Origin of the sequence: Shewanella sp. JNE2, from assembly GCF_023159115.1 — a bacterium.
GTDB classification, from domain to species: domain Bacteria; phylum Pseudomonadota; class Gammaproteobacteria; order Enterobacterales; family Shewanellaceae; genus Shewanella; species Shewanella putrefaciens.
This window is the reverse complement of record NZ_CP096169.1, coordinates 1,892,512-1,912,582: the sequence shown is the minus strand read 5'-3', so window position 1 is coordinate 1,912,582 and position 20,071 is coordinate 1,892,512. Positions and strand designations below refer to the sequence as shown.

The following is a 20,071-nucleotide window of genomic DNA, read 5'->3' as shown; positions in this document are numbered from 1 at the left end:
GGAATAAAATCTAATATCTCATAAACTAATAGTTTATAACTTGCGAGTAATATTTGTGACCTTAGACCAACTGCTGATGTTTAAAACCGTAGCTGAGGCGGGCTCACTCAAAGCTGCCAGTAACAAGCTACATAAAACCCAACCCGCCATTAGCCAAAGTATCAAACAGTTAGAATCGCAACTCGATCTTATCCTGTTTAATCGTGAAGGTTATCGACTCGCCATCACAGAACAAGGTCGAAAACTGCTGCAACATACCCTGCGGGTACTGAATGAAGCGCAAGAAATGAAGCAAGTAGCGAAGCATTTAGCCAAAGGTAACGAAGCAAGCATCACCTTAGCTTTTGAAGCCTCCTTTAATCTCGCTCGAATTTTGCCGATTTTAGAGCTGACTCAAAATGAGTTTCCTTATACCCAAATTATTCTCAAACAAGAGTTTTTAACTGGTGCACTCGAAGCGCTAAATCAAGATAAAGCTGAAATCATCATCTCTGCGGGCGGAATTGAACCCATACGTTCGAGCCATTTAGAATTAGCCTATTTATTTTCAGGTAGCCTTCTCGATGTTGCCGCACCGCGCTTACTCAGCCGTTATCCCAACCTAAGCCATGTACGGGAGTTAGTGAACGAATACCAAATCGTGATCCAAGATACAGGGACGGGAACAGCCAATATTGAATTTGGGGTACAGGCGGGGCAACGACGTTGGTATGTTAATGATTTTTATACCAAGAAAATGCTTATTCAAAGTGGTATGGGCTGGGGCAAGCTGCCGCACTATATGATTGAAGATTCACTCAAACAGGGCGCATTGATTGCACTGGATCTGCGTGAAAGACAAAATAATATTCAACTCGATTACTATGTGATGCGAAAACCCCACTCACCTTTAGGCCCCGTGGCACAAGCACTCTGGGATAATTTAGCGCAACTAGCCACAAAACTGATGTAAAAATTAACAATGCAAGCCTCGCTTTTCACACCATTGATTCAGTGTTTAAGATCTACCTATAGCAAAACGAATCTAATAAATAAGTCACCTCACGCTATGTTAAACAATAGTAAAAGGGCCTTTCGGCCCCTTAATTCCATTTTTTGTCACCACCTTGCTTATTGGATTTCTTGCTTGGCGAGTGCACGGTCTAACTTGGCACGCTCAACCTCTGGAGAGGCTTTAACCGCTTGAATAAGACCAATAAGGTCTGTGCCTTCTTTGGCGGCAAGCAGCAGTAAGTTATTGTTATTTTGCCAATCGACTTTCAGGCCATGGGCTTTAGCAAAGTCGGTCGCAGAGACACCAGGCTTTAATTTAACCACCAACTTACCCGTCATTTCAGCGAAAGGTGTACCTGACTGAGTCACGACTTTTTGGCCTTTAACCAATTGCTTAGCCTGTTTAATACCAGTCTCTGTTTTGACGTAATACTGAATATCTGTGCCCAAAAACTCACCGCGGCTCATTTCTTTAGACTCAGCTTGAGGTTCTGTGAAATCCACTTTGTTATGTGCCATTGCTTGTGCGGACAGAGAAAGAGCAACAGCCACTAATGATAAATTTAACGCTTTCATTGATTACTCCTTAAGATGCAGATTTGGCAGCATGACCATGGAAACGAATTGACCAACCTTTTAGCTTGCCATCAGCTTCGTTCGGGATTGCAATTGGTGTACTACCTTTATCAAACTTAATAAAGGAGTAATCACCACTATTCACATCGATCAGTTTGATTGTCCATTCACCCTTTGATGATTCGCCATAAAACGCATTCGATAACATAGGTGTTGCATCGTAGCCTTTGACAAGATCATCCGGATCATTCTTATCCATCACACCTTGGTAAACGAAACCGTTGTAGGGTGTCATCAACACACTCTTAGTTCCTGCTGGCGAAATCAGTTCGACCGCTAAATCCGGTAGACGCAGGTGATCGGCCGTTAGCTCAATTTGCACCGCTTCGACAATTAAATTTTCTTCAACCACCTGAGTATCTATAACACCATTGATATCGGCATCGGGAATCGCTTTCGTCAAGGCTGGGCTTGTTTGCCACTCAGTCACCACATAATCACCCAAATTTTGGGCATAGGATTTAGCCAGTTTGACGGCCTCACTCACATTCACGCGGCCAAAACCGTAGAGGTTATGGAACGAAAATCCTGCCGCGTTTTGTTGCCAAGCTGGAATCGCTACATATTCGGGCGCGCCTTCACCCTCACCAATAGTCACTTTTTTTGCGGCAATATCTGCATCTACTTTGGTTGATGTCTTCGCCAAAATATAACGCACATCGCGCCAAGTTAAATCAGGGTTAGCACTCATAATGACAGCCACAGCACCTGAAGTATTTGGTGCCGCAGAGGAGGTTCCGTTCATTGTCGAGTTGTAATCACAATTCGGGTTTAATGGATGTAAACCACCGTGGAATGGCGTGCTTGGTCTATCTTCTGCAATTGCATAACCATTTTCACAACCCATACGATCCGTCGTCACAATTGCCGGATCATCATCTCCATACTCACCACCAGGTGCAGTCACGAAAATATTTGACCCAACGGATGAGTAGCTAGAGAGTTTACCCTTAGCATTAATTGCACTCACCACTAAGTTATAGACGTTAGCATTGTCAGTCGACATGTTAGAGTTGTGGAATGGTAAACCATAGTTAGCAGGTTTATCTGCCGTAGCGGTGAAGTAATCCCCCGGTAACCAGAAAGTACGGAAACGATAATACTGATAACCGTTACCTGCCGACTTTACAAAAATACTGCCTTTACCATCGAAGCTTTGGGTCGCAATATCTTGATAAACCTCAGTTTCATCCTCATCAAAACTATGGGGAAATGGCACGCTGTAGCCATAACTTTGGTTAAAGACGCGGGCGCTATCACTATAGGCACTCGCACCATGGGATTTGGCAAAGTTTTCAAATGTTTGTACGTTCGCCACTTTACCCGTTGGGTCTTGATCTAGAAAGTTGAAGCCTATCAATTTTGCCTTAGGCGCTACACCGCGACCACCGATACCATTCCAGCCTTCGGCCGCAATAATCCCACCCACTGAAGTACCATGGGCGGCTTCGCCAGAGAAAGGTGTTGGGTCAACAGTACCCGTAATTAAATTATATGAACCACCATCCACAGTGTTGTTCATCAAATCTGGATGCGCAATTTCTAAGCCATCATCTACCACTGCGACGATCACGCCTTGTCCCATCGCTTGGGCAGAAATCGCACCACTTACATTCATATCTTCACCAGCAACACCGCGGTTGGCGGCAAAGGCATTCTGTCCCGTGTTTTTTAAATGCCATTGATAACTAAACAGCGGATCACCATGTTTAATGTTGATGGTCAAATTAGCTTCTGCCTGTAACTGACCATCTGACACTTTAAATCTAACGACCTCAGTCCCTTCGCTCGCATCGGAAGCATAGGTAAATTCTCCCGTGTTTTTATTCACTAGCGTAAAAGTACCTAGCTTAAGATCAGCAGGATCCACTAAAGAAAAAGTCAAACCACCTTCAGCATCTGTCGCCTCAAGTTTTCCAGAAAAAAGCATCGACTGCGACACATCAACAGTCATATCCGCTGTTGTGGGTGCCGTATTTACTTTCGGCTCAGGCGCTGGGGCTTTTTTATCATCACTGCCACAGCCAGCCAATAAGGCCGCCGTGATGCTTAATGCAACAATGGACATACGCATAGTAGACATTCCTTCTTGTCATTACTTCTTGTAACTTAATTTGGTTTCAATCATTAATTGACATTATTCCGAATTAAATTCTGTTATTTTAGTTATACCCTACCTCTCCTTGTTAAAAGCAAGAAGAATAGGAAGCAAACTTTTAACACAATAGAAACGCATGTGAAAAGGAATATAAATAGAATGGCAGACTGAATAACTTAACGAGATTATTTTTGGAACAAAAATAATCCCAAAAACAACAATAACGCAATAAACATAGCTTACTTAAAATAAAAAATATTTATTAAAAATCATAAACATAAATTAATCTAAAACTAATGAAAAAATACAGACCAGCAGACTGTAAAATAAAAACATTTTTTTACACTTTACATAGCCTACTTTACATAAATCGTTAACTATTTAGCTCTAAACCAATATTTTACAGTATAAAGAACAGTTTAATGAACTTAATATAGACAACAGTCTTACACAAATTTGTTTTAATTTAATTCATAAAAAACGGCAAATAAAAAAGCTCCAATAACATATTGAAGCCTTATTTATTAATAACCTAGCACAATAATGTATATTAAATTTTAATTAAAACCCGCTCTTTGGCACTCCAATCTAAGTGATATTTCTCGCCTGCTGGGGTATCGATACGCTCAAATGTATGGGAACCGAAAAAGTCACGCTGACCTTGGAGCAAGTTTGCCGGTAATGTTTCGCAGCGGTAACTGTCGTAATACGCCAGAGCCGAGCTAATACAAGGTGCTGGAATGCCTTGCATCACCGCAGTGGCGACTGCGGTACGCCATAGGCCTTGCTTTTCAGACAAGGCAGACGCAAAACTGTCCGCCATCAACAAATTGCTAAGATCAGATTTGTCTTCATAGGCTTGAGTGATGGATTGCAAGAAAGTCGCGCGAATAATACAACCCGCACGCCAAATTTTTGCAATTTGCGCAAAATCTAACTGCCATTTTTGCTCATGGGCCGTCATCGCCATTAACTGGAAACCTTGGGCGTAACAACAGACTTTTGCACAATATAACGCGCTTTCAAGGGCTTCAATCAATTGCGCTTTTTGCGCATTATTAATAATTGTTGGATTTGGCCCCGCTAATTTCTGGCTAAGTTGCAAGCGTAAGGATTTTTGGGTACTCACGGCGCGAGCATACACAGCCTCAGCAATCGTCGGCGCCGGACAGCCAATTTGTAAACTGCTCACGGCCGTCCACAAACCCGTGCCTTTTTGGCCCGCTTTATCTAAGATCATTTCCACCAGCGGTTTACCCGTTAAGGGATCGGCCTGTTTTAATACTTCGCTGCTGATCTCCATCAAGTAGCTGTTCAAGCTGCCTTTGTTCCAGCGTTCAAACACATCGCCCACTTCAGAGGCGCTCATGCCTAAACCGTCATGCAGCATTTGATACGCTTCGCAAATCAACTGCATATCAGCGTATTCGATACCGTTGTGCACCATTTTCACATAATGGCCAGCACCCGCGGGACCAATATAAGTCGTGCATGGCTCGCCTTCTGTCACGGGATTACCCGGCTCGAAGCGTTCGATAGGTAGCCCAGTTTTGGCATCAACCTTAGCGGCAATGGCTTTCCAAATCGGCGCAACATGATGCCATGCATCGATATCACCGCTAGGCATAAGTGAGGGGCCGAAGCGCGCACCGACTTCGCCGCCCGAAACGGCAGAACTAAAAAATACAAACTGGCCTTTGTATCGCGCTTCACGCTCAACAGTGTCAGTCCATAAACTGTTACCTGTGTCGATAACAATATCATCGGACTCAATTCCGGCAGAAATCAAGGCACTACAGACACCATCGACGGGGGCTCCAGCAGGAACAGAAAGCACAAGAATACGGGGTTTTGTGAGACTGGCTAACATTTCGGTAAGATTAGCACAGCCAAGAATGCGAGATTCGAGTCCAGCACGTTCCTGTTTTTCTTGCTGTATAACACCATTAACTTTAACAGGATCGAGGTCAAATGCGCTGACGTGATATTGGTTATCTGCGATGTTTAGCGCGAGGTTTTTACCCATAACACCAAGGCCAATTACGCCGATATCATTAAGATTGCTGTGGTTTTGCATTATATTATTCCCACGGGTCACAGAGGTTAGAGTTAACCAATTTTGTGGAGGAATTATAGCGATCTTTGTAACTTAATTACCAGAGACATACGATTGGCAATTTCGATTGTGCCGAAAGTGCCAATCGTTTAGGTCTCATTTTATCTACAATTAATGGGCGAGTTTAAGCCCTAAAACACCCAGTAATATCAATATCAAACTGGCGATTTTAAGTAAGCTAACGCCTTCTCCTAAGAGGATAATTCCCGCAATCGCCGTACCCATAGCACCAATGCCGACCCACACGCCGTAAGCCGTACCAATAGGCAAATGCTTAACCGCGAGTCCTAACAGCAACACACTCACAGCCATCGACGCCACTGTAAAGATACTTGGCCACAAACGCGTAAAACCGTCGGTATATTTAAGGCCAATAGCCCAACCAATTTCAAATAAACCCGCAAGAACTAATAAGAACCAACTCATAGTGAACTCCCATAAAAGGGTCGTCCCCATGTTAGATTAGGCGTATTTAGGGTCGTCCCTAAGCCATTTGATTACAGTCAAACTGTAGGTGATATAGCTGTACGTAATAACTGTACGTGATGAGAATGCAAGACTAGCAAATTTGTGGTGAAAATTTCAATCTTTGATTTTGCCGAAATAAGAAATGCCATGCGCAAAAAGGCGATAGCAAGCTTGGTCAGTTTACTATCGCCTTGATATTTCAACTCTCGATAAGACCTTTACACTCTTTCTATAAAAGCCTTTACGCTCTATTTCTTACACTAAGGCATCGGCATAACCCATGCGAGTGAGCGCGGTACGCACTAACTCTAAGGTCAGTGGATCTTCTATGGTCGCTGGGGCGGTATATTGCTGATTATCGGCAATTTTTCGCATAGTACCGCGTAAAATTTTACCAGAGCGCGTTTTAGGTAATTTTTGAATGGCACTCACTAACCTAAAGGAGGCGACGGGACCAATTTCTTGGCGTACCAAGGTTATTAACTGTTTATGCAGCTCTTCATCACTAATAGTTACGCCTTTCTTGAGTACCACTAATCCGAGGGGAACTTGGCCCTTAAGCGCATCATCTACCCCAATTACCGCGGCTTCGGCCACATCAGGGTGTTGACATAACACTTCTTCGAAGCGCCCCGTCGATAGCCTGTGCCCCGCTACGTTTATGATGTCATCGATACGACTCATAATGTAAAGATAACCGTCTTCATCGGTATAACCCGCATCACCAGTTAAGTAGTAACCCGGATACATCGACAAGTAACTATCTTGATAGCGTTGATCATTTTGCCACAGTGTCGTCAACGTCCCCGGCGGTAGGGGCAATTTAATCACCACATTGCCCGAAGTATTGGGTGCAACTTGCTCACCTAATTCATCCAATACTTCAACCGCATAACCCGGCACAGGTAAAGCGGGCGAACCTGGTTTAATAGCAACGGGCGCAGTCCCCATCAAATTTGCCGCTACTGGCCAGCCGGTTTCGGTTTGCCACCAGTGATCGATAACAGGTTTAGCAAGTTTTGTGTGTGCCCAAACTAAGGTATCGGGATCGCAACGCTCCCCCGCCAAAAACACATTTTTAAGACAGGTTAAATCAACACCTTGTAGATATTCACCGTCAGGATCTTCACGCTTGATTGCGCGAATGGCTGTCGGCGCTGTGAAAAAACTTTTGACTTTATATTTGGCAATCGTACGCCAAAAAGCACCGGGATCGGGCGTACCAACAGGTTTGCCTTCATACATTAAGGTGGTTGCGCCCACCAATAGAGGTCCATACACAATGTAAGAATGACCGACAACCCAGCCCACATCGGACGCCGCCCAAAACACATCGCCCGCTTGAATATCGTAAATATGCTGCATCGACCAAGCCAGAGCCACGGCATGGCCTCCATTATCGCGCACCACACCTTTAGGCTGACCCGTGGTGCCTGAGGTATAAAGCACATACAAGGGATCGGTAGCCTTAAGCGCGACACAATCGGCCTTAGGTGCAGTTGCTAATGCGGCTTGCCAATCTAAGTCACGGCCCTCAAGTAAATCGGCCTGATACTGGCTACGATTCAAAATTAGGCAGTGATCAACCTGATGCACAGACTGAGCCAAGGCTTTGTCTAGTAAAGGCTTATAAGGAATGACGCCCGAGGGCTCAATACCGCAGGATGCCGACAATACCAATTTGGGTTTAGCATCATTGATCCGAGTCGCGAGTTCATTGGCGGCAAAGCCACCAAAAACTACCGAATGAATCGCGCCGATGCGGGCACAAGCCAGCATAGCAAAGGCGGTTTCCGGCACCATAGGCATATAAATCACCACACGGTCGCCCTTTCTTATACCAATAGATTGCATAAAGCCAGCGAGTCGGCTCACTTGAGCCTGTAACTCACCATAGCTAATGCCATATTCAGTATCCGTTACTGGACTCACATACTGGATAGCCACTTGGTCACCGCGCCCAGCCAACACATGGCGGTCAACGGCATTATAACAAGTGTTCATCTCACCATCGGCAAACCAGTGATAAAACGGTGTCTGCGATTCATCGAGCACCGTTTGCACCGGCTTAATCCAATCGAGCGTCTTCGCCGCTTCTCCCCAGAATTCGGCTTTATTAAGCAAGGATGCTTGGTGCAACGCTTGATGTTTTTGTTGGTTCTGTTTTTGATTTGTGGCTTGCGCTACAGATGCATTTTGCTGTTCGGTCAACATATGTCCTCCAATCAGGACTGCGGCTTTAATTAGCAGCCGCAATAACGACAACTACCCCTTCCTTCCTGCTTCTATTATTAGCAAGGAGACCTCAAGCCCACTATTAGACGTTAGCCTATAACCAGAAGGTATTTGTGGTTTTATGAGCTTTAAATCCAGCCGCACAGGCCGATGGCAATTGGGATTGACACTTTTTTGCCAACAGAATAAAAGTCAAAATCTTTACCTTTACGTAAACTTCATATATCTTGCTTAAAACTGATTATTTAGGGTACATGAATGAGCGCAACACACACAGTACAAACAACGTACTCGATTAGTGATCTCTCAAAAGAATTTGATATCACCACACGGAGCATTCGTTTCTACGAAGACCAAGGCTTGCTTAAGCCAAAACGTCGCGGTCAAACCCGTATTTACAGTCTTAAGGACAGGGTTCGACTCAAACTTATTCTGCGCGGCAAGCGCCTTGGGTTTTCCCTTGCGGAGACCCGACGCCTGTTCGAACTTTACGATGCCGATAAGAGCAGCACCACTCAGCTCAATACCATGCTCGCCCTCGTGGAAGAGAAAAAATCCGCCCTGCAGCAGCAAATGGACGACATCAAAGTGGTACTGATGGAGCTAAATTCGGCCGAGCAGCAATGCCGCCTCGCCCTTGAAGAAAGCAAGACCAAGGCCTAATGCCTTCGAGCTTGCGAGCATAGCATTAACGAACACCTCAGTTGGTACGACCGCGTGACAGGGACATATCACGCTAAGCAAGACAGTTTTAAAGACTCAAGCACCTAATAATCATAACAATATAAATTAGAACATCTGAAAGGACACAAGCAATGAACTCACTCTACACCAGTCTTAATTTTGGCCTAGGCGAAGATGTCGATATGCTGCGCGATGCAGTTCAAGATTTTGCCGCGAATGAAATCGCACCGATTGCCGCGAAAGTGGATCACGACAATGCCTTTCCCAATGAACTTTGGCCTGTGCTTGGAGGTATGGGACTGCTCGGCGTAACAGTACCCGAAGAGTTCGGCGGCGCGAACATGGGCTACCTTGCCCACGTCGTCGCAATGGAAGAAATTTCCCGCGCCTCGGCCTCTATCGGCTTAAGTTACGGTGCCCACTCCAATCTGTGCGTAAACCAAATTAACCGTAACGGTAATGCCGCACAAAAAGCCAAATACTTACCAAAGCTCGTCAGCGGTGAGCATATTGGCGCACTGGCTATGAGTGAACCCAATGCGGGTTCTGATGTGGTTTCAATGAAGCTACATGCCCGTAAAGAAGGCGACCGATTCATCTTAAACGGCAACAAGATGTGGATCACCAACGGTCCCGATGCCAATACCTATGTGATTTACGCCAAAACCGACTTAACCAAAGGTGCCCACGGCATCACCGCCTTTATCGTCGAGCGCGGTTTTAAAGGCTTTAGCCAAGCGCAAAAACTCGACAAACTCGGCATGCGCGGCTCTAACACCTGCGAACTGGTGTTTGAAGAGGTAGAAGTGCCAGAGGAAAACATCCTTGGTGGCCTAAACAATGGCGTAAAAGTGCTGATGAGTGGCTTAGATTACGAACGCGTAGTGCTCTCAGGCGGACCGCTGGGGATTATGAATGCCTGTATGGATATCGTCGTACCCTATATCCACGAGCGTGAGCAATTTGGTAAATCCATCGGTGAATTCCAATTAGTACAAGGCAAGTTAGCCGACATGTACACCGGTATGAATGCCGCCAAATCCTATGTCTATAACGTGGCAAAATCCTGCGATCGCGGTGAAACTACCCGCAAAGATGCCGCGGGCGCCATTCTCTACAGTGCGGAACTCGCCACAAAAATGGCACTGGATGCCATTCAATTGCTCGGCGGTAACGGCTATGTCAACGAGTACGCGACAGGCCGCTTACTGCGCGATGCCAAACTCTATGAGATCGGTGCTGGCACCTCAGAAATTCGCCGTATGCTGATTGGCCGCGAGCTCTTTAACGAATCGAAATAAGCAGCCCAGGGCGAACGATGCATAACTCGGCTTAAGTCCTTCATGCTCCCTCGCCCAACTAAGCCAACGGATACTGAGTTACCGCTTTATAAGGACAATCAAAGTGACGCAATTAAGCAGTCGTATCAACGCCCGTAGCGATGAATTTAAAGCCAAATCCGACGATATGGCCGCCCTAGTGGCCGATCTTAAAACCAAACTCGCCAGAATCGAACTCGGCGGCGGCCCTGTGGCGCTGGAGCGTCATGTATCCCGCGGGAAATTACTCCCACGTCAACGGGTTGAAAAGCTGCTCGATGCAGGTTCGCCCTTTTTAGAACTATCACAATTTGCGGCGTTTGAAGTTTATGACGAAGAAGTGCCCGCAGCGGGCATTATCGCTGGTATCGGCCGCGTGAGTGGTGTCGAATGCATGATCATCGCCAACGACGCTACAGTTAAAGGTGGCACTTACTACCCGATTACCGTTAAAAAACACCTCCGCGCCCAAGATATTGCCAGTCGTTGTCACTTGCCTTGTATCTATTTAGTCGACTCTGGCGGCGCCAACCTGCCCCGCCAAGATGAAGTCTTCCCAGACCGCGACCATTTTGGCCGTATCTTTTATAACCAAGCGCAAATGTCCGCTAAAGGTATCCCCCAAATTGCGGTGGTGATGGGCTTATGTACCGCAGGCGGCGCTTATGTGCCGGCCATGGCGGATGAATCGATTATCGTAAAAGATCAAGGCACTATCTTCTTAGCTGGGCCGCCGTTAGTAAAAGCCGCGACCGGTGAAGAAGTCAGCGCCGAAGAACTCGGCGGCGCCGAAGTGCACACTAAAATTTCAGGTGTCGCGGACCACTTAGCCCAAAACGATGAGCACGCGTTAGAGCTTGCCCGCCGTGCAGTGCTGCGTCTGAATCATCAAAAACAAATCAACAGCCTGCTAAGCCCAGTTAAGCCACCTAAGTTTGATATCAACGAACTCTACGGCATCGTCGGCACCGACTTGAAAAAGCCCTTCGATGTCAAAGAAGTGATCGCCCGTATCGTCGATGATTCTGATTTTGATGAGTTTAAAGCCAACTATGGCGCGACTTTGGTCTGCGGTTTTGCCCGTATTCACGGCTATCCAGTTGGGATTGTCGCCAACAACGGCATTTTATTCTCAGAATCGGCGCAAAAAGGCGCGCACTTTATCGAGCTGTGTTGCCAGCGCAAAATTCCACTGCTGTTCCTGCAAAACATCACCGGCTTTATGGTGGGTAAAAAGTACGAACACGAAGGTATCGCCAAGCACGGCGCCAAGATGGTGACCGCGGTTTCTTGCGCCAATGTACCTAAATTTACTGTGATTATTGGTGGCAGCTATGGCGCAGGTAACTACGGTATGTGTGGCCGCGCCTTCGAGCCAACCATGATGTGGATGTGGCCCAATGCGCGTATCTCTGTAATGGGTGGCGAGCAAGCCGCTGGCGTATTAGCGACTGTACGCCGCGACGGTTTAGCCCGTAAGGGCGAAGCATGGTCAGTTGAGGATGAAAAAGCCTTCAAGGCGCCGATTATTGCCCAGTACGATAAAGAGGGTCATCCCTACCATGCCAGCGCCCGCCTGTGGGATGACGGCATTATCGACCCGGCGCAAACCCGTGATGTGGTGGGCCTTGCCCTGTCAGCCGCATTAAATGCCCCTATCGAAGACACCCGCTTCGGCGTCTTCCGTATGTAACGCATCTTGCGATGCCTTACGTATCACTCATAGAGGGAATAACGATGACGGGAATAACAATGACTGACACACAACACCAGCACACTAGTACTCAATCCTTAGGCAATTTGCAGCACGTCAGCTATGCGCTCAATAACGGCGTGGGCGAGTTAATTCTTAACCGCGCTGAAGTGCACAACGCCTTCGATGAGGTGATGATCAGCGAAATGATCGCCGTCCTCGGTTATTTTGCCGAGCACGAAGATTGCAAACTGCTGGTATTAAAAGCCAATGGCAAAAACTTCAGCGCAGGCGCCGACTTAAATTGGATGCGCAAACAAGCCAAGATGGATTTTGAGCAAAACCTCAATGACGCCAAAGCACTGGCTAAGCTGATGCAGGATTTAGATACCTTTCCAAAACCCACTATCGCCTTAATCCAAGGTGCGGCCTTTGGCGGCGCGCTTGGGTTAATCTGCGCCAGTGATATTGCCATCGCCACCGAGCGCGCAAGCTTCTGCTTAAGCGAAGTCAAACTAGGGCTGATCCCTGCGGTGATTAGCCCCTACGTTGCTCGCGCCATGGGCAATCGCGCCTCACGCCGCTATATGCTGACCGCAGAGCGTTTTGATGCGCAAACGGCGCTCAAACTCAATGTTATCCATGAGATAAACGACGATTTAGCGGCCGCTGCCCAACCCATTATCACCGCGCTGCTGGCCAACAGTCCGCAGGGAATGGCATGGGTAAAGACCCTACTCGCCCGCCTCGAAGACGGCGTGATAGACCAAGATACGATTGATTACACCAGCGAGCGCATCGCCCGCATTCGGGTATCTGATGAAGGCCAAGAAGGCTTAAACGCCTTTTTTGAGAAACGTCAGCCGAACTGGCACACGCCAACAGATACTCAAGGAGTTCTTTGATGTTGACTAACAGCATGTTCACTAAGCTTTTAATTGCTAACCGTGGTGAAATTGCCTGCCGTATTATCAAAACCGCGCAGGCCATGGGCGTTCGCACCGTTGCCTTATATTCCGATGCCGATAAAAATGCCCGCCATGTTGCCATGGCCGACGAATCGTTTTACTTAGGTGGCAGCGCTCCAGCGGATTCTTACCTGAAGGGCGACTTGATTATTGACATCGCCAAAAAAGCCCAGGCACAAGCCATTCACCCAGGCTATGGCTTTTTATCGGAAAACGCGGACTTTGCCCGCAAGTGTGAGGCCGCCGGAATCGTGTTTGTTGGCCCTGGCAGCGAGGCCATCGATGCCATGGGCAGCAAGAGCGCAGCCAAAGCCATTATGACGGCAGCGCAAGTGCCTTTAGTGCCAGGTTACCATGGCGACGATCAAACCGACGCCACCCTCAAGGCCGAAGCCTTAAAAATCGGCTTCCCCATGCTGATAAAAGCCGCCTACGGTGGCGGTGGCAAAGGCATGCGTATCGTCGAGAACGAAGGCGAAATTATGGACGCCATCAACTCGGCGCGCCGTGAAGCGGCCTCCTCCTTCGGTAACGATAAATTATTGCTGGAGCGTTACTTGCGCCAGCCTCGCCATGTCGAAGTGCAAGTGTTCGCCGATACCTTTGGCAATGCGATTTACCTATCGGATCGCGACTGCTCGATTCAACGTCGCCATCAAAAAGTGGTCGAAGAAGCCCCTGCGCCCGGTTTAAGCGATGAGCTGCGCGCCCAAATGGGTGAAGCCGCCGTAGCTGCCGCCAAGGCCATCGATTATGTCGGCGCGGGAACAGTTGAATTCCTGTTAGATACCGACAATCGCTTCTACTTTATGGAGATGAATACCCGTCTGCAGGTTGAGCATCCAGTGACCGAAATGGTGACCGGCCAAGACCTAGTCAAATGGCAGTTAATGGTCGCCAGTGGTCAGCCATTGCCCCTTAAGCAAGATGAAGTGCGGATCCACGGCCATTCCTTTGAAGTGCGTATTTATGCCGAAGATCCACAGAATGAGTTTTTACCCGCCAGCGGTAAGCTCAACTTTTTACGTGAACCCGAGCAAAGTAAATACGTGCGTATCGATTCGGGCATTCGCGAAAATGATGTGATCAGTAACTTTTATGATCCGATGATTGCCAAGCTTATTGTATGGGATGAGTCGCGTCCGCGCGCGCTGCAACGCCTAGTGCATGCCCTCGAGTCCTACCAAATCAGTGGGCTTAAACACAATATTGAATTTTTAGCCAATATTGCCGAGCATCCCGCCTTTGCCAAGGCGGACTTTAGCACCGACTTTATTAACCGTTACGGCGATGCACTGATTGGCAGTGCTTCGAGCGAAGCCGACACTGCGCTTGCCTTTGCCGCGCTGTATCAAGTGCTTGCCCGTAAAGAAGCGGCCAAGGCACAGGCGATTAATAGCGCCGATCCTTACTCGCCTTGGGGCCAAGTCAGTGGCTTTAGACTCAACAGCGTCAGCCAGCATACTATTGCCCTGCTCGACGATGCCCACGAGTTACAACAATTGGTGCTATTAGACTTTGGCGATCACTACCTATTATCACAGCCTCAGTTATCTCAGCCAACTGACGCAGGCCAAGTGAGCAAGTCCCTCAGTGGTGAGCTTAAGCAGGATTTACTGTTAGCCGAAATCAACGGCCATAAGAGTAAAGTGCCCGTCAGTGCTCAGGGAGATGATTTTACGCTATTTTTACCCTCAGGCAGTTATCACTTCAGGGCGGTTAAAACCCAAGTGGTTGAGGCGCAGTCCAGCAATGAAGATAAGCTCAAGGCCCCGATGAACGGTACAGTCGTCACCCACTTAGTGGAAGTCGGGGCTGAGGTTAAGGCAGGACAAGGGCTACTGGTGATGGAAGCGATGAAGATGGAATACACCATCGAAGCGCCCTTCGACGGTATCGTTACCGAGTTCTACTTTAAGGCGGGCGAGTTAGTGAGCGATGGCGCCGTGCTGCTCCATGTTGAGCCCAAAGCCCAGAGCGAGGAAGCCTAAATGTCTGCGCTGGATCTTGCGAACTTAGGCTCTACCTCGGTAAGCGCCGTCTCAGATAGCGTCAGCCTGTTCGAGATGGGTCCCCGTGATGGCTTGCAGAATGAGGCCGCCGTCCCGACAGAGGCTAAAGTCGCCTTGATTGAAGCCCTTGCCGATGCGGGCGTGAAGCGAATTGAATCCGGCAGTTTTGTGTCACCCAAATGGGTGCCACAAATGGCCGATAGCGGCGACGTATTGCGCCAAATTCGCCGTCAAGCGGGCGTGGTTTACAGCGCCCTCACCCCCAATGTCAAAGGCTTAGAGCTAGCGCTGGATGCAAAAGCTTCCGAAGTCGCTATCTTTGGTGCGGCGTCACAAAGCTTTAGCCAGCGCAATATCAACTGTTCGATTGAAGAGTCGATTGAACGCTTTATCCCGTTGATGGACATGGCAAAAGCCGCCAATATCCCAGTTCGTGGCTATGTGTCCTGCGTTTTAGGTTGCCCCTATGAAGGAGAAATTGCGGCGAGCGAAGTGGCAAGAGTGTCTGAAATCCTTTACAAAATGGGCTGTTACGAAATTTCGCTCGGCGACACTATCGGTGTAGGCACGCCGTTAAAAGCCCGTAAAATGCTGCAAGCCGTGATGGAGCGAGTCCCGGTTGAAAAGCTCGCCCTGCACTTCCACGACACCTATGGCCAAGCATTAGCCAATATTACCGCCTGCCTCGACTTGGGCGTGCGCAGCTTTGACGCCTCGGTGGCGGGCTTAGGTGGTTGCCCGTATGCGAAAGGCGCGTCGGGCAATCTGGCGAGTGAAGACTTGGTCTATATGCTCCACGGACTCGGTTTGAAGACGGGTATCGATTTAGAAAAACTGGCATTAGCGGGTTTTGGGATCAGCAAACAATTAAATCGTCTTAATGGCTCTAAAGTCGCCAATGCAATCTTGCAGGGCGCTAAAGCCTAGACTCAAGCGTCGAGGCGCTAAACATACCTAGCGCCTTGGGGACTGAATAACAGTAAAAGGACATCAAAATGGCAGGACTCAATAAAGTCGTCAGCAGCTATGAAGAAGCGTTAGCAGGCTTATCGGACGACATGACCATTATGGTCGGCGGCTTTGGCCTATGCGGCATTCCAGAAGGCTTAATCAATCAAATGGTTAAGATGGGCGTTAACGGCTTAACGGCGATATCAAACAACGCTGGCGTTGACGATTTCGGCCTTGGCTTACTGTTAAAACATCGCCAAATCGCCACTATGATTGCCTCTTACGTGGGTGAAAATGCCACCTTTGAACAGCAAATGCTCTCTGGCGAACTGAACGTGATTTTAACGCCCCAAGGCACGCTGGCGGAAAAGATCCGCGCAGGCGGCGCAGGTATTCCGGCATTTTTCACCGCTACAGGCTACGGCACGCCAGTCGCTGATAGTAAAGAAACCCGCGAAATCAAAGGTCGCCATTACGTGTTAGAAGAGTCGCTGACCGCAGATTTTGCCTTAGTGCGTGCATGGAAAGCCGATACCATGGGTAATTTGGTATTCCGTAAAACAGCCGCCAACTTTAACCCTATGATGGCGACCGCGGGCAAAATCACTGTGGTTGAAGCCGAGTTTATTGTTGAGCCGGGCGAGCTAGATCCAGATCATATCCACACGCCGGGCATCTATGTTGACCGCGTTATTCAAGGCAAGTTCGAGAAACGTATCGAGCAGCGCACGGTAAAAGCCGCGAAATAAAAGGCGCTAGCAAAACCTTGAAACACAGTTAACGCAATTGGCACTTAGATCTCTAAAGTAAAAACTAAGGGTAAAAACCTAAGAGTAAAGACCAAAGCGTCAAAGCCAAATAGAAAGGATAGATATCATGGCATTATCAAGAGAACAACTGGCTCAGCGCGTCGCCAAAGAATTAAAAGATGGCTACTATGTCAACCTCGGCATTGGCATTCCAACACTGGTGGCCAACTACATTCCCGAAGGCATGGAAGTCATGTTGCAATCGGAAAACGGTCTACTTGGCATGGGTGAATTCCCCACCGAAGACACCATAGATCCCGATTTAATCAATGCGGGCAAACAAACCGTTACCGCAGTCAAAGGCGCTTCATTTTTTTCATCGGCGGAAAGCTTTGCCATGATCCGTGGCGGCCATGTGGATTTAACCGTACTCGGCGCCTTTGAAGTCGATGTCAATGGCTCTATTGCCTCATGGATGATCCCCGGCAAACTCATCAAAGGCATGGGCGGCGCGATGGATTTAGTCGCGGGCGCCGAAAACATTATCGTGACTATGATGCACGCCGATAAATACGGCAATTCTAAGCTGCTACCCGTGTGCGAATTGCCGCTAACAGGTTACGGCTGCATTAAACGCGTCGTCACCGATTTAGCCTTTATCGAAATTAAAGATGGCGCATTCCATCTGTTAGAACGTGCGCCCGGTGTCAGTGTTGAAGAAATTGTTAGCAAAACCGCTGGCAAATTAATCGTACCAGACCATGTACCAGAGATGGTGTTTTAAGCATTCTTTAACGTGCGCAAGAAACCTATAGCGATAAGGGTTGAAACTTAGGTTAGTTTAAAGCTTTAGCCTAAAAAGTGTTGAGTGTTAACCGACGTTTTACGATACCAACAAGGCCCAGAAGATGATTCTGGGCTTTTTGTTGATTTTGGGCTTCTTATTGCTTTTGTCATCCCCGCGAAGGCGGGGAACCATAAGTAAAATTCACCACCAGCTTGTCCACTACAAACCTTGTTTTTTTGTGAGCTTTTGTAATCTAGGAACTTTTCGAGAGCTTATCGCCATAAACAGCACTAATGCTCTGGCGACTCGCCGTAAACCCATCCTTGGGGGCTCAACGAAAAAGTCCCTTTTTCCGATAGTCGCCAACGCAAGAGTGCGGTTTACTCCCCATCCCAGCATATTCAATAATGAACAATGTCGCGCATTAAACTGATAACACCATATGTTAGCAAGGTTCTTTGCTGGCGAATGTGTGTTCACCATCGCTACAACGGAGTCGCTTAATGCTTGCTTCAAAAATGCTACAGATAGTCATATTTGGCGCCGTTACGGTAAACTTGCCGCAGCCTAAATAATAAGGATGCTCAAGATGTTAGCCAAATTTCTCAATAAGCGCAGTCGCAGTCGTAAACATATGCGCGATTATGCCAAAAACGTCTTTGAATATGACCAGTATTTACTGACCGATTATATCGACAGTGGGATGACAGATGGTTTCGAGAGAGTGAAACAATATCGTGAGTTTGATGAGGATTTTCGCCAGTGGGAATTATTTGGAGCTGAGTTTGGTGTACCCGAGTGTCATTGGGGCTATGTAGCCCAACTTACCTATATTGAATCGGGCTTGCTTGAGCCTAAGCCGCTTATGTGCTCGCTTGCTTACGGTTATTTTGCAACCGCCATTGAATACTATAAATATTGCTCATCGATAGAAAAAACTGGCGGGATAGCAAACGCTATGTGGTCTACAATCAGCGTGTTTCGGCTTGTGCTGATGCTGTTAGCTGGGCTTAAAAGCGAGGCGGACGAGCTGTACCACGCTGATGCAACCGCGCGGCGTTCGGGCTGGATTGTTCGCTCCCATGGCTTTATTGGCGATTTTTTGGTGCTGCTGTATGGCCGTTATCTGGGGCATATCGAGCCGCCTTTTACCACTGAAGTGCAAGTGACACTGCGAAAAACGGCTCCTTTCCCCTATGCGTCATTTTTAGATAACTGGGATACACAGGATATCGAATTTATCAGCACTATGCTGCAAACCCTCTGCGATGATCAGGTAGAACAAGCGATCATCGGGGATAAAAAGTGTTTTTTTGAGTTCCACAATGGACATCTATCATACATACCCTTGACGGCGTTAATGCTGCTGAAACTGCGATCCCTTAGGGGTTTGCCTAACCCACAATTCAGTCATCCAGCCTTTGGCGATATCACAGCTTTGTTTGAACAAGTCTGCACAGCGTTTAGCGACTATGTCGCAGCAGAGAAGATCCTGCGGATTGAAGATGCTGCCGATGAGGTGTTAACCAACACATTAACCAGAATGCAAAGCCAAGATTTTGATGCCCATGCTATTTTCGCCAAGCGACTGCCATCGTTTAGTGCTGGTTAAGATTTTGATTAACCAAATTTTCATAAAAAATGGATAACCAATAAAATCATGATTCTATTAATATTGAGGACCCAAGGCTTAAGGTTGAGCATATTCAAGCCTTAAGTCATCCACAATACAAGCCAGAGGAAAGCTTATGTACCAGATTGCGATTGTGATATTTGATGAATTTACCGATATCGATTTCTTCTTAATGCGCGATATTCTCGGCCGTACAAAAACAGATTGGACAGTAAAAGTACTCGGAACAAAGCCTAGCCACAGGTCGAGTTTGGGGATGACGGTTGCAACCGATGGTCATGTGGCCGAAGTCGCTGATGCCGACGTGGTATTATTCAGCAGTGGTTACAAAGGCGTACCTGCGGCACTTGCTGATACTGAGTTTATGTCCGCCCTTAAATTAGATCCCACACGACAATTGCTTGGGAGTATCTGCGCGGGGTCATTCTTCTTTGCCAAATTAGGGCTACTCGACAATCTCTCGGCAACGACTCACCCCGATGCAAAACCTGCCCTAGTTGCCATGGGCGTCGATGTAGAAGACTGCGCCCTCGTGATTAATGGCAATATTGCCACTGCGGGCGGCTGCCTTTCCTCACTCTATTTAACGGGTTGGGTTGCGGAGCGTTTATTCGACAGTGCGAAACGCCGCGAAATTCACAGGCAGCTTATTCCTGCTGGGCAAACAGATATTTTTGAAACATTAATCCAATCCTCCATCTCCGCGGCCATTCGTTAAAAGTGATGTAG

16 protein-coding genes are annotated in these 20,071 nt (G+C 47.6%); 11 read left to right on the top strand and 5 right to left on the bottom strand.

Annotation, left to right across the window (positions count from 1 at the left end):
- Nucleotides 1–55: 55 nt before the first annotated feature.
- Nucleotides 56–952, top strand: a complete 897-nt coding sequence (locus MZ182_RS08580) for a LysR family transcriptional regulator (RefSeq protein WP_248065933.1) — start codon at nucleotides 56–58, stop codon at nucleotides 950–952.
- Between the two features lie 158 nt (nucleotides 953–1,110).
- On the opposite strand, the gene MZ182_RS08575 is transcribed toward MZ182_RS08580, so the two are convergent.
- The 5 genes from MZ182_RS08575 to MZ182_RS08555 form a co-directional block, all read right to left on the bottom strand.
- Nucleotides 1,111–1,569, bottom strand: a complete 459-nt coding sequence (locus MZ182_RS08575; protein WP_248065935.1) for a hypothetical protein — start codon at nucleotides 1,567–1,569, stop codon at nucleotides 1,111–1,113.
- Nucleotides 1,570–1,579: 10 nt separating this feature from the next.
- Nucleotides 1,580–3,703 (bottom strand): S8 family serine peptidase, encoded by a 2,124-nt coding sequence (locus MZ182_RS08570; RefSeq protein WP_248065936.1) that lies wholly within the window; start codon nucleotides 3,701–3,703, stop codon nucleotides 1,580–1,582.
- 574 nt (nucleotides 3,704–4,277) lie between these two features.
- The gene (gene gndA, locus MZ182_RS08565; RefSeq protein WP_248065938.1) at nucleotides 4,278–5,804 is read right to left on the bottom strand and encodes an NADP-dependent phosphogluconate dehydrogenase; all 1,527 of its coding nucleotides are present in this window, start codon (nucleotides 5,802–5,804) and stop codon (nucleotides 4,278–4,280) included.
- 150 nt (nucleotides 5,805–5,954) lie between these two features.
- Nucleotides 5,955–6,269, bottom strand: coding sequence for a quaternary ammonium compound efflux SMR transporter SugE (gene sugE, locus MZ182_RS08560; RefSeq protein ID WP_011789592.1), 315 nt, complete (start codon nucleotides 6,267–6,269; stop codon nucleotides 5,955–5,957).
- Between the two features lie 297 nt (nucleotides 6,270–6,566).
- Nucleotides 6,567–8,525, bottom strand: a complete 1,959-nt coding sequence (locus tag MZ182_RS08555) for a propionyl-CoA synthetase (RefSeq protein ID WP_248065940.1) — start codon at nucleotides 8,523–8,525, stop codon at nucleotides 6,567–6,569.
- A 279-nt stretch (nucleotides 8,526–8,804) separates the two neighbouring features.
- Here MZ182_RS08555 and MZ182_RS08550 point away from each other — a divergent pair, with 279 nt between their 5' ends.
- From MZ182_RS08550 to MZ182_RS08505, 10 genes are all read left to right on the top strand, one after another.
- Nucleotides 8,805–9,209, top strand: a complete 405-nt coding sequence (locus MZ182_RS08550; RefSeq protein WP_011789594.1) for a MerR family transcriptional regulator — start codon at nucleotides 8,805–8,807, stop codon at nucleotides 9,207–9,209.
- A 152-nt stretch (nucleotides 9,210–9,361) separates the two neighbouring features.
- On the top strand, nucleotides 9,362–10,531 hold the full coding sequence (locus MZ182_RS08545) for an isovaleryl-CoA dehydrogenase (RefSeq protein ID WP_248065941.1): 1,170 nt from the start codon (nucleotides 9,362–9,364) through the stop codon (nucleotides 10,529–10,531).
- A gap of 103 nt (nucleotides 10,532–10,634) precedes the next feature.
- On the top strand, nucleotides 10,635–12,242 hold the full coding sequence (locus tag MZ182_RS08540) for a carboxyl transferase domain-containing protein (RefSeq protein WP_248065943.1): 1,608 nt from the start codon (nucleotides 10,635–10,637) through the stop codon (nucleotides 12,240–12,242).
- Nucleotides 12,243–12,301: 59 nt separating this feature from the next.
- On the top strand, nucleotides 12,302–13,147 hold the full coding sequence (locus MZ182_RS08535; RefSeq protein ID WP_248065945.1) for an enoyl-CoA hydratase-related protein: 846 nt from the start codon (nucleotides 12,302–12,304) through the stop codon (nucleotides 13,145–13,147).
- On the top strand, nucleotides 13,147–15,201 hold the full coding sequence (locus MZ182_RS08530; RefSeq protein ID WP_248065946.1) for an acetyl/propionyl/methylcrotonyl-CoA carboxylase subunit alpha: 2,055 nt from the start codon (nucleotides 13,147–13,149) through the stop codon (nucleotides 15,199–15,201). The genes MZ182_RS08535 and MZ182_RS08530 overlap by 1 nt, the downstream gene beginning before the upstream one ends.
- On the top strand, nucleotides 15,202–16,149 hold the full coding sequence (locus MZ182_RS08525) for a hydroxymethylglutaryl-CoA lyase (RefSeq protein WP_248065947.1): 948 nt from the start codon (nucleotides 15,202–15,204) through the stop codon (nucleotides 16,147–16,149).
- 68 nt (nucleotides 16,150–16,217) lie between these two features.
- Nucleotides 16,218–16,922 carry a CoA transferase subunit A gene (locus MZ182_RS08520; protein ID WP_248065948.1) on the top strand — a complete coding sequence of 235 codons (705 nt, stop codon included), beginning with the start codon at nucleotides 16,218–16,220 and terminating at the stop codon, nucleotides 16,920–16,922.
- Between the two features lie 127 nt (nucleotides 16,923–17,049).
- Complete coding sequence (locus MZ182_RS08515; protein ID WP_011789601.1) at nucleotides 17,050–17,706, top strand: CoA transferase subunit B; 657 nt, start codon at nucleotides 17,050–17,052, stop codon at nucleotides 17,704–17,706.
- 592 nt (nucleotides 17,707–18,298) lie between these two features.
- Complete coding sequence (locus MZ182_RS08510; RefSeq protein WP_248065949.1) at nucleotides 18,299–19,321, top strand: hypothetical protein; 1,023 nt, start codon at nucleotides 18,299–18,301, stop codon at nucleotides 19,319–19,321.
- Between the two features lie 136 nt (nucleotides 19,322–19,457).
- A complete protein-coding gene (locus tag MZ182_RS08505; RefSeq protein WP_248065950.1) occupies nucleotides 19,458–20,060 on the top strand; it encodes a DJ-1/PfpI family protein in 603 nt (200 codons plus the stop codon).
- Nucleotides 20,061–20,071: the final 11 nt, after the last annotated feature.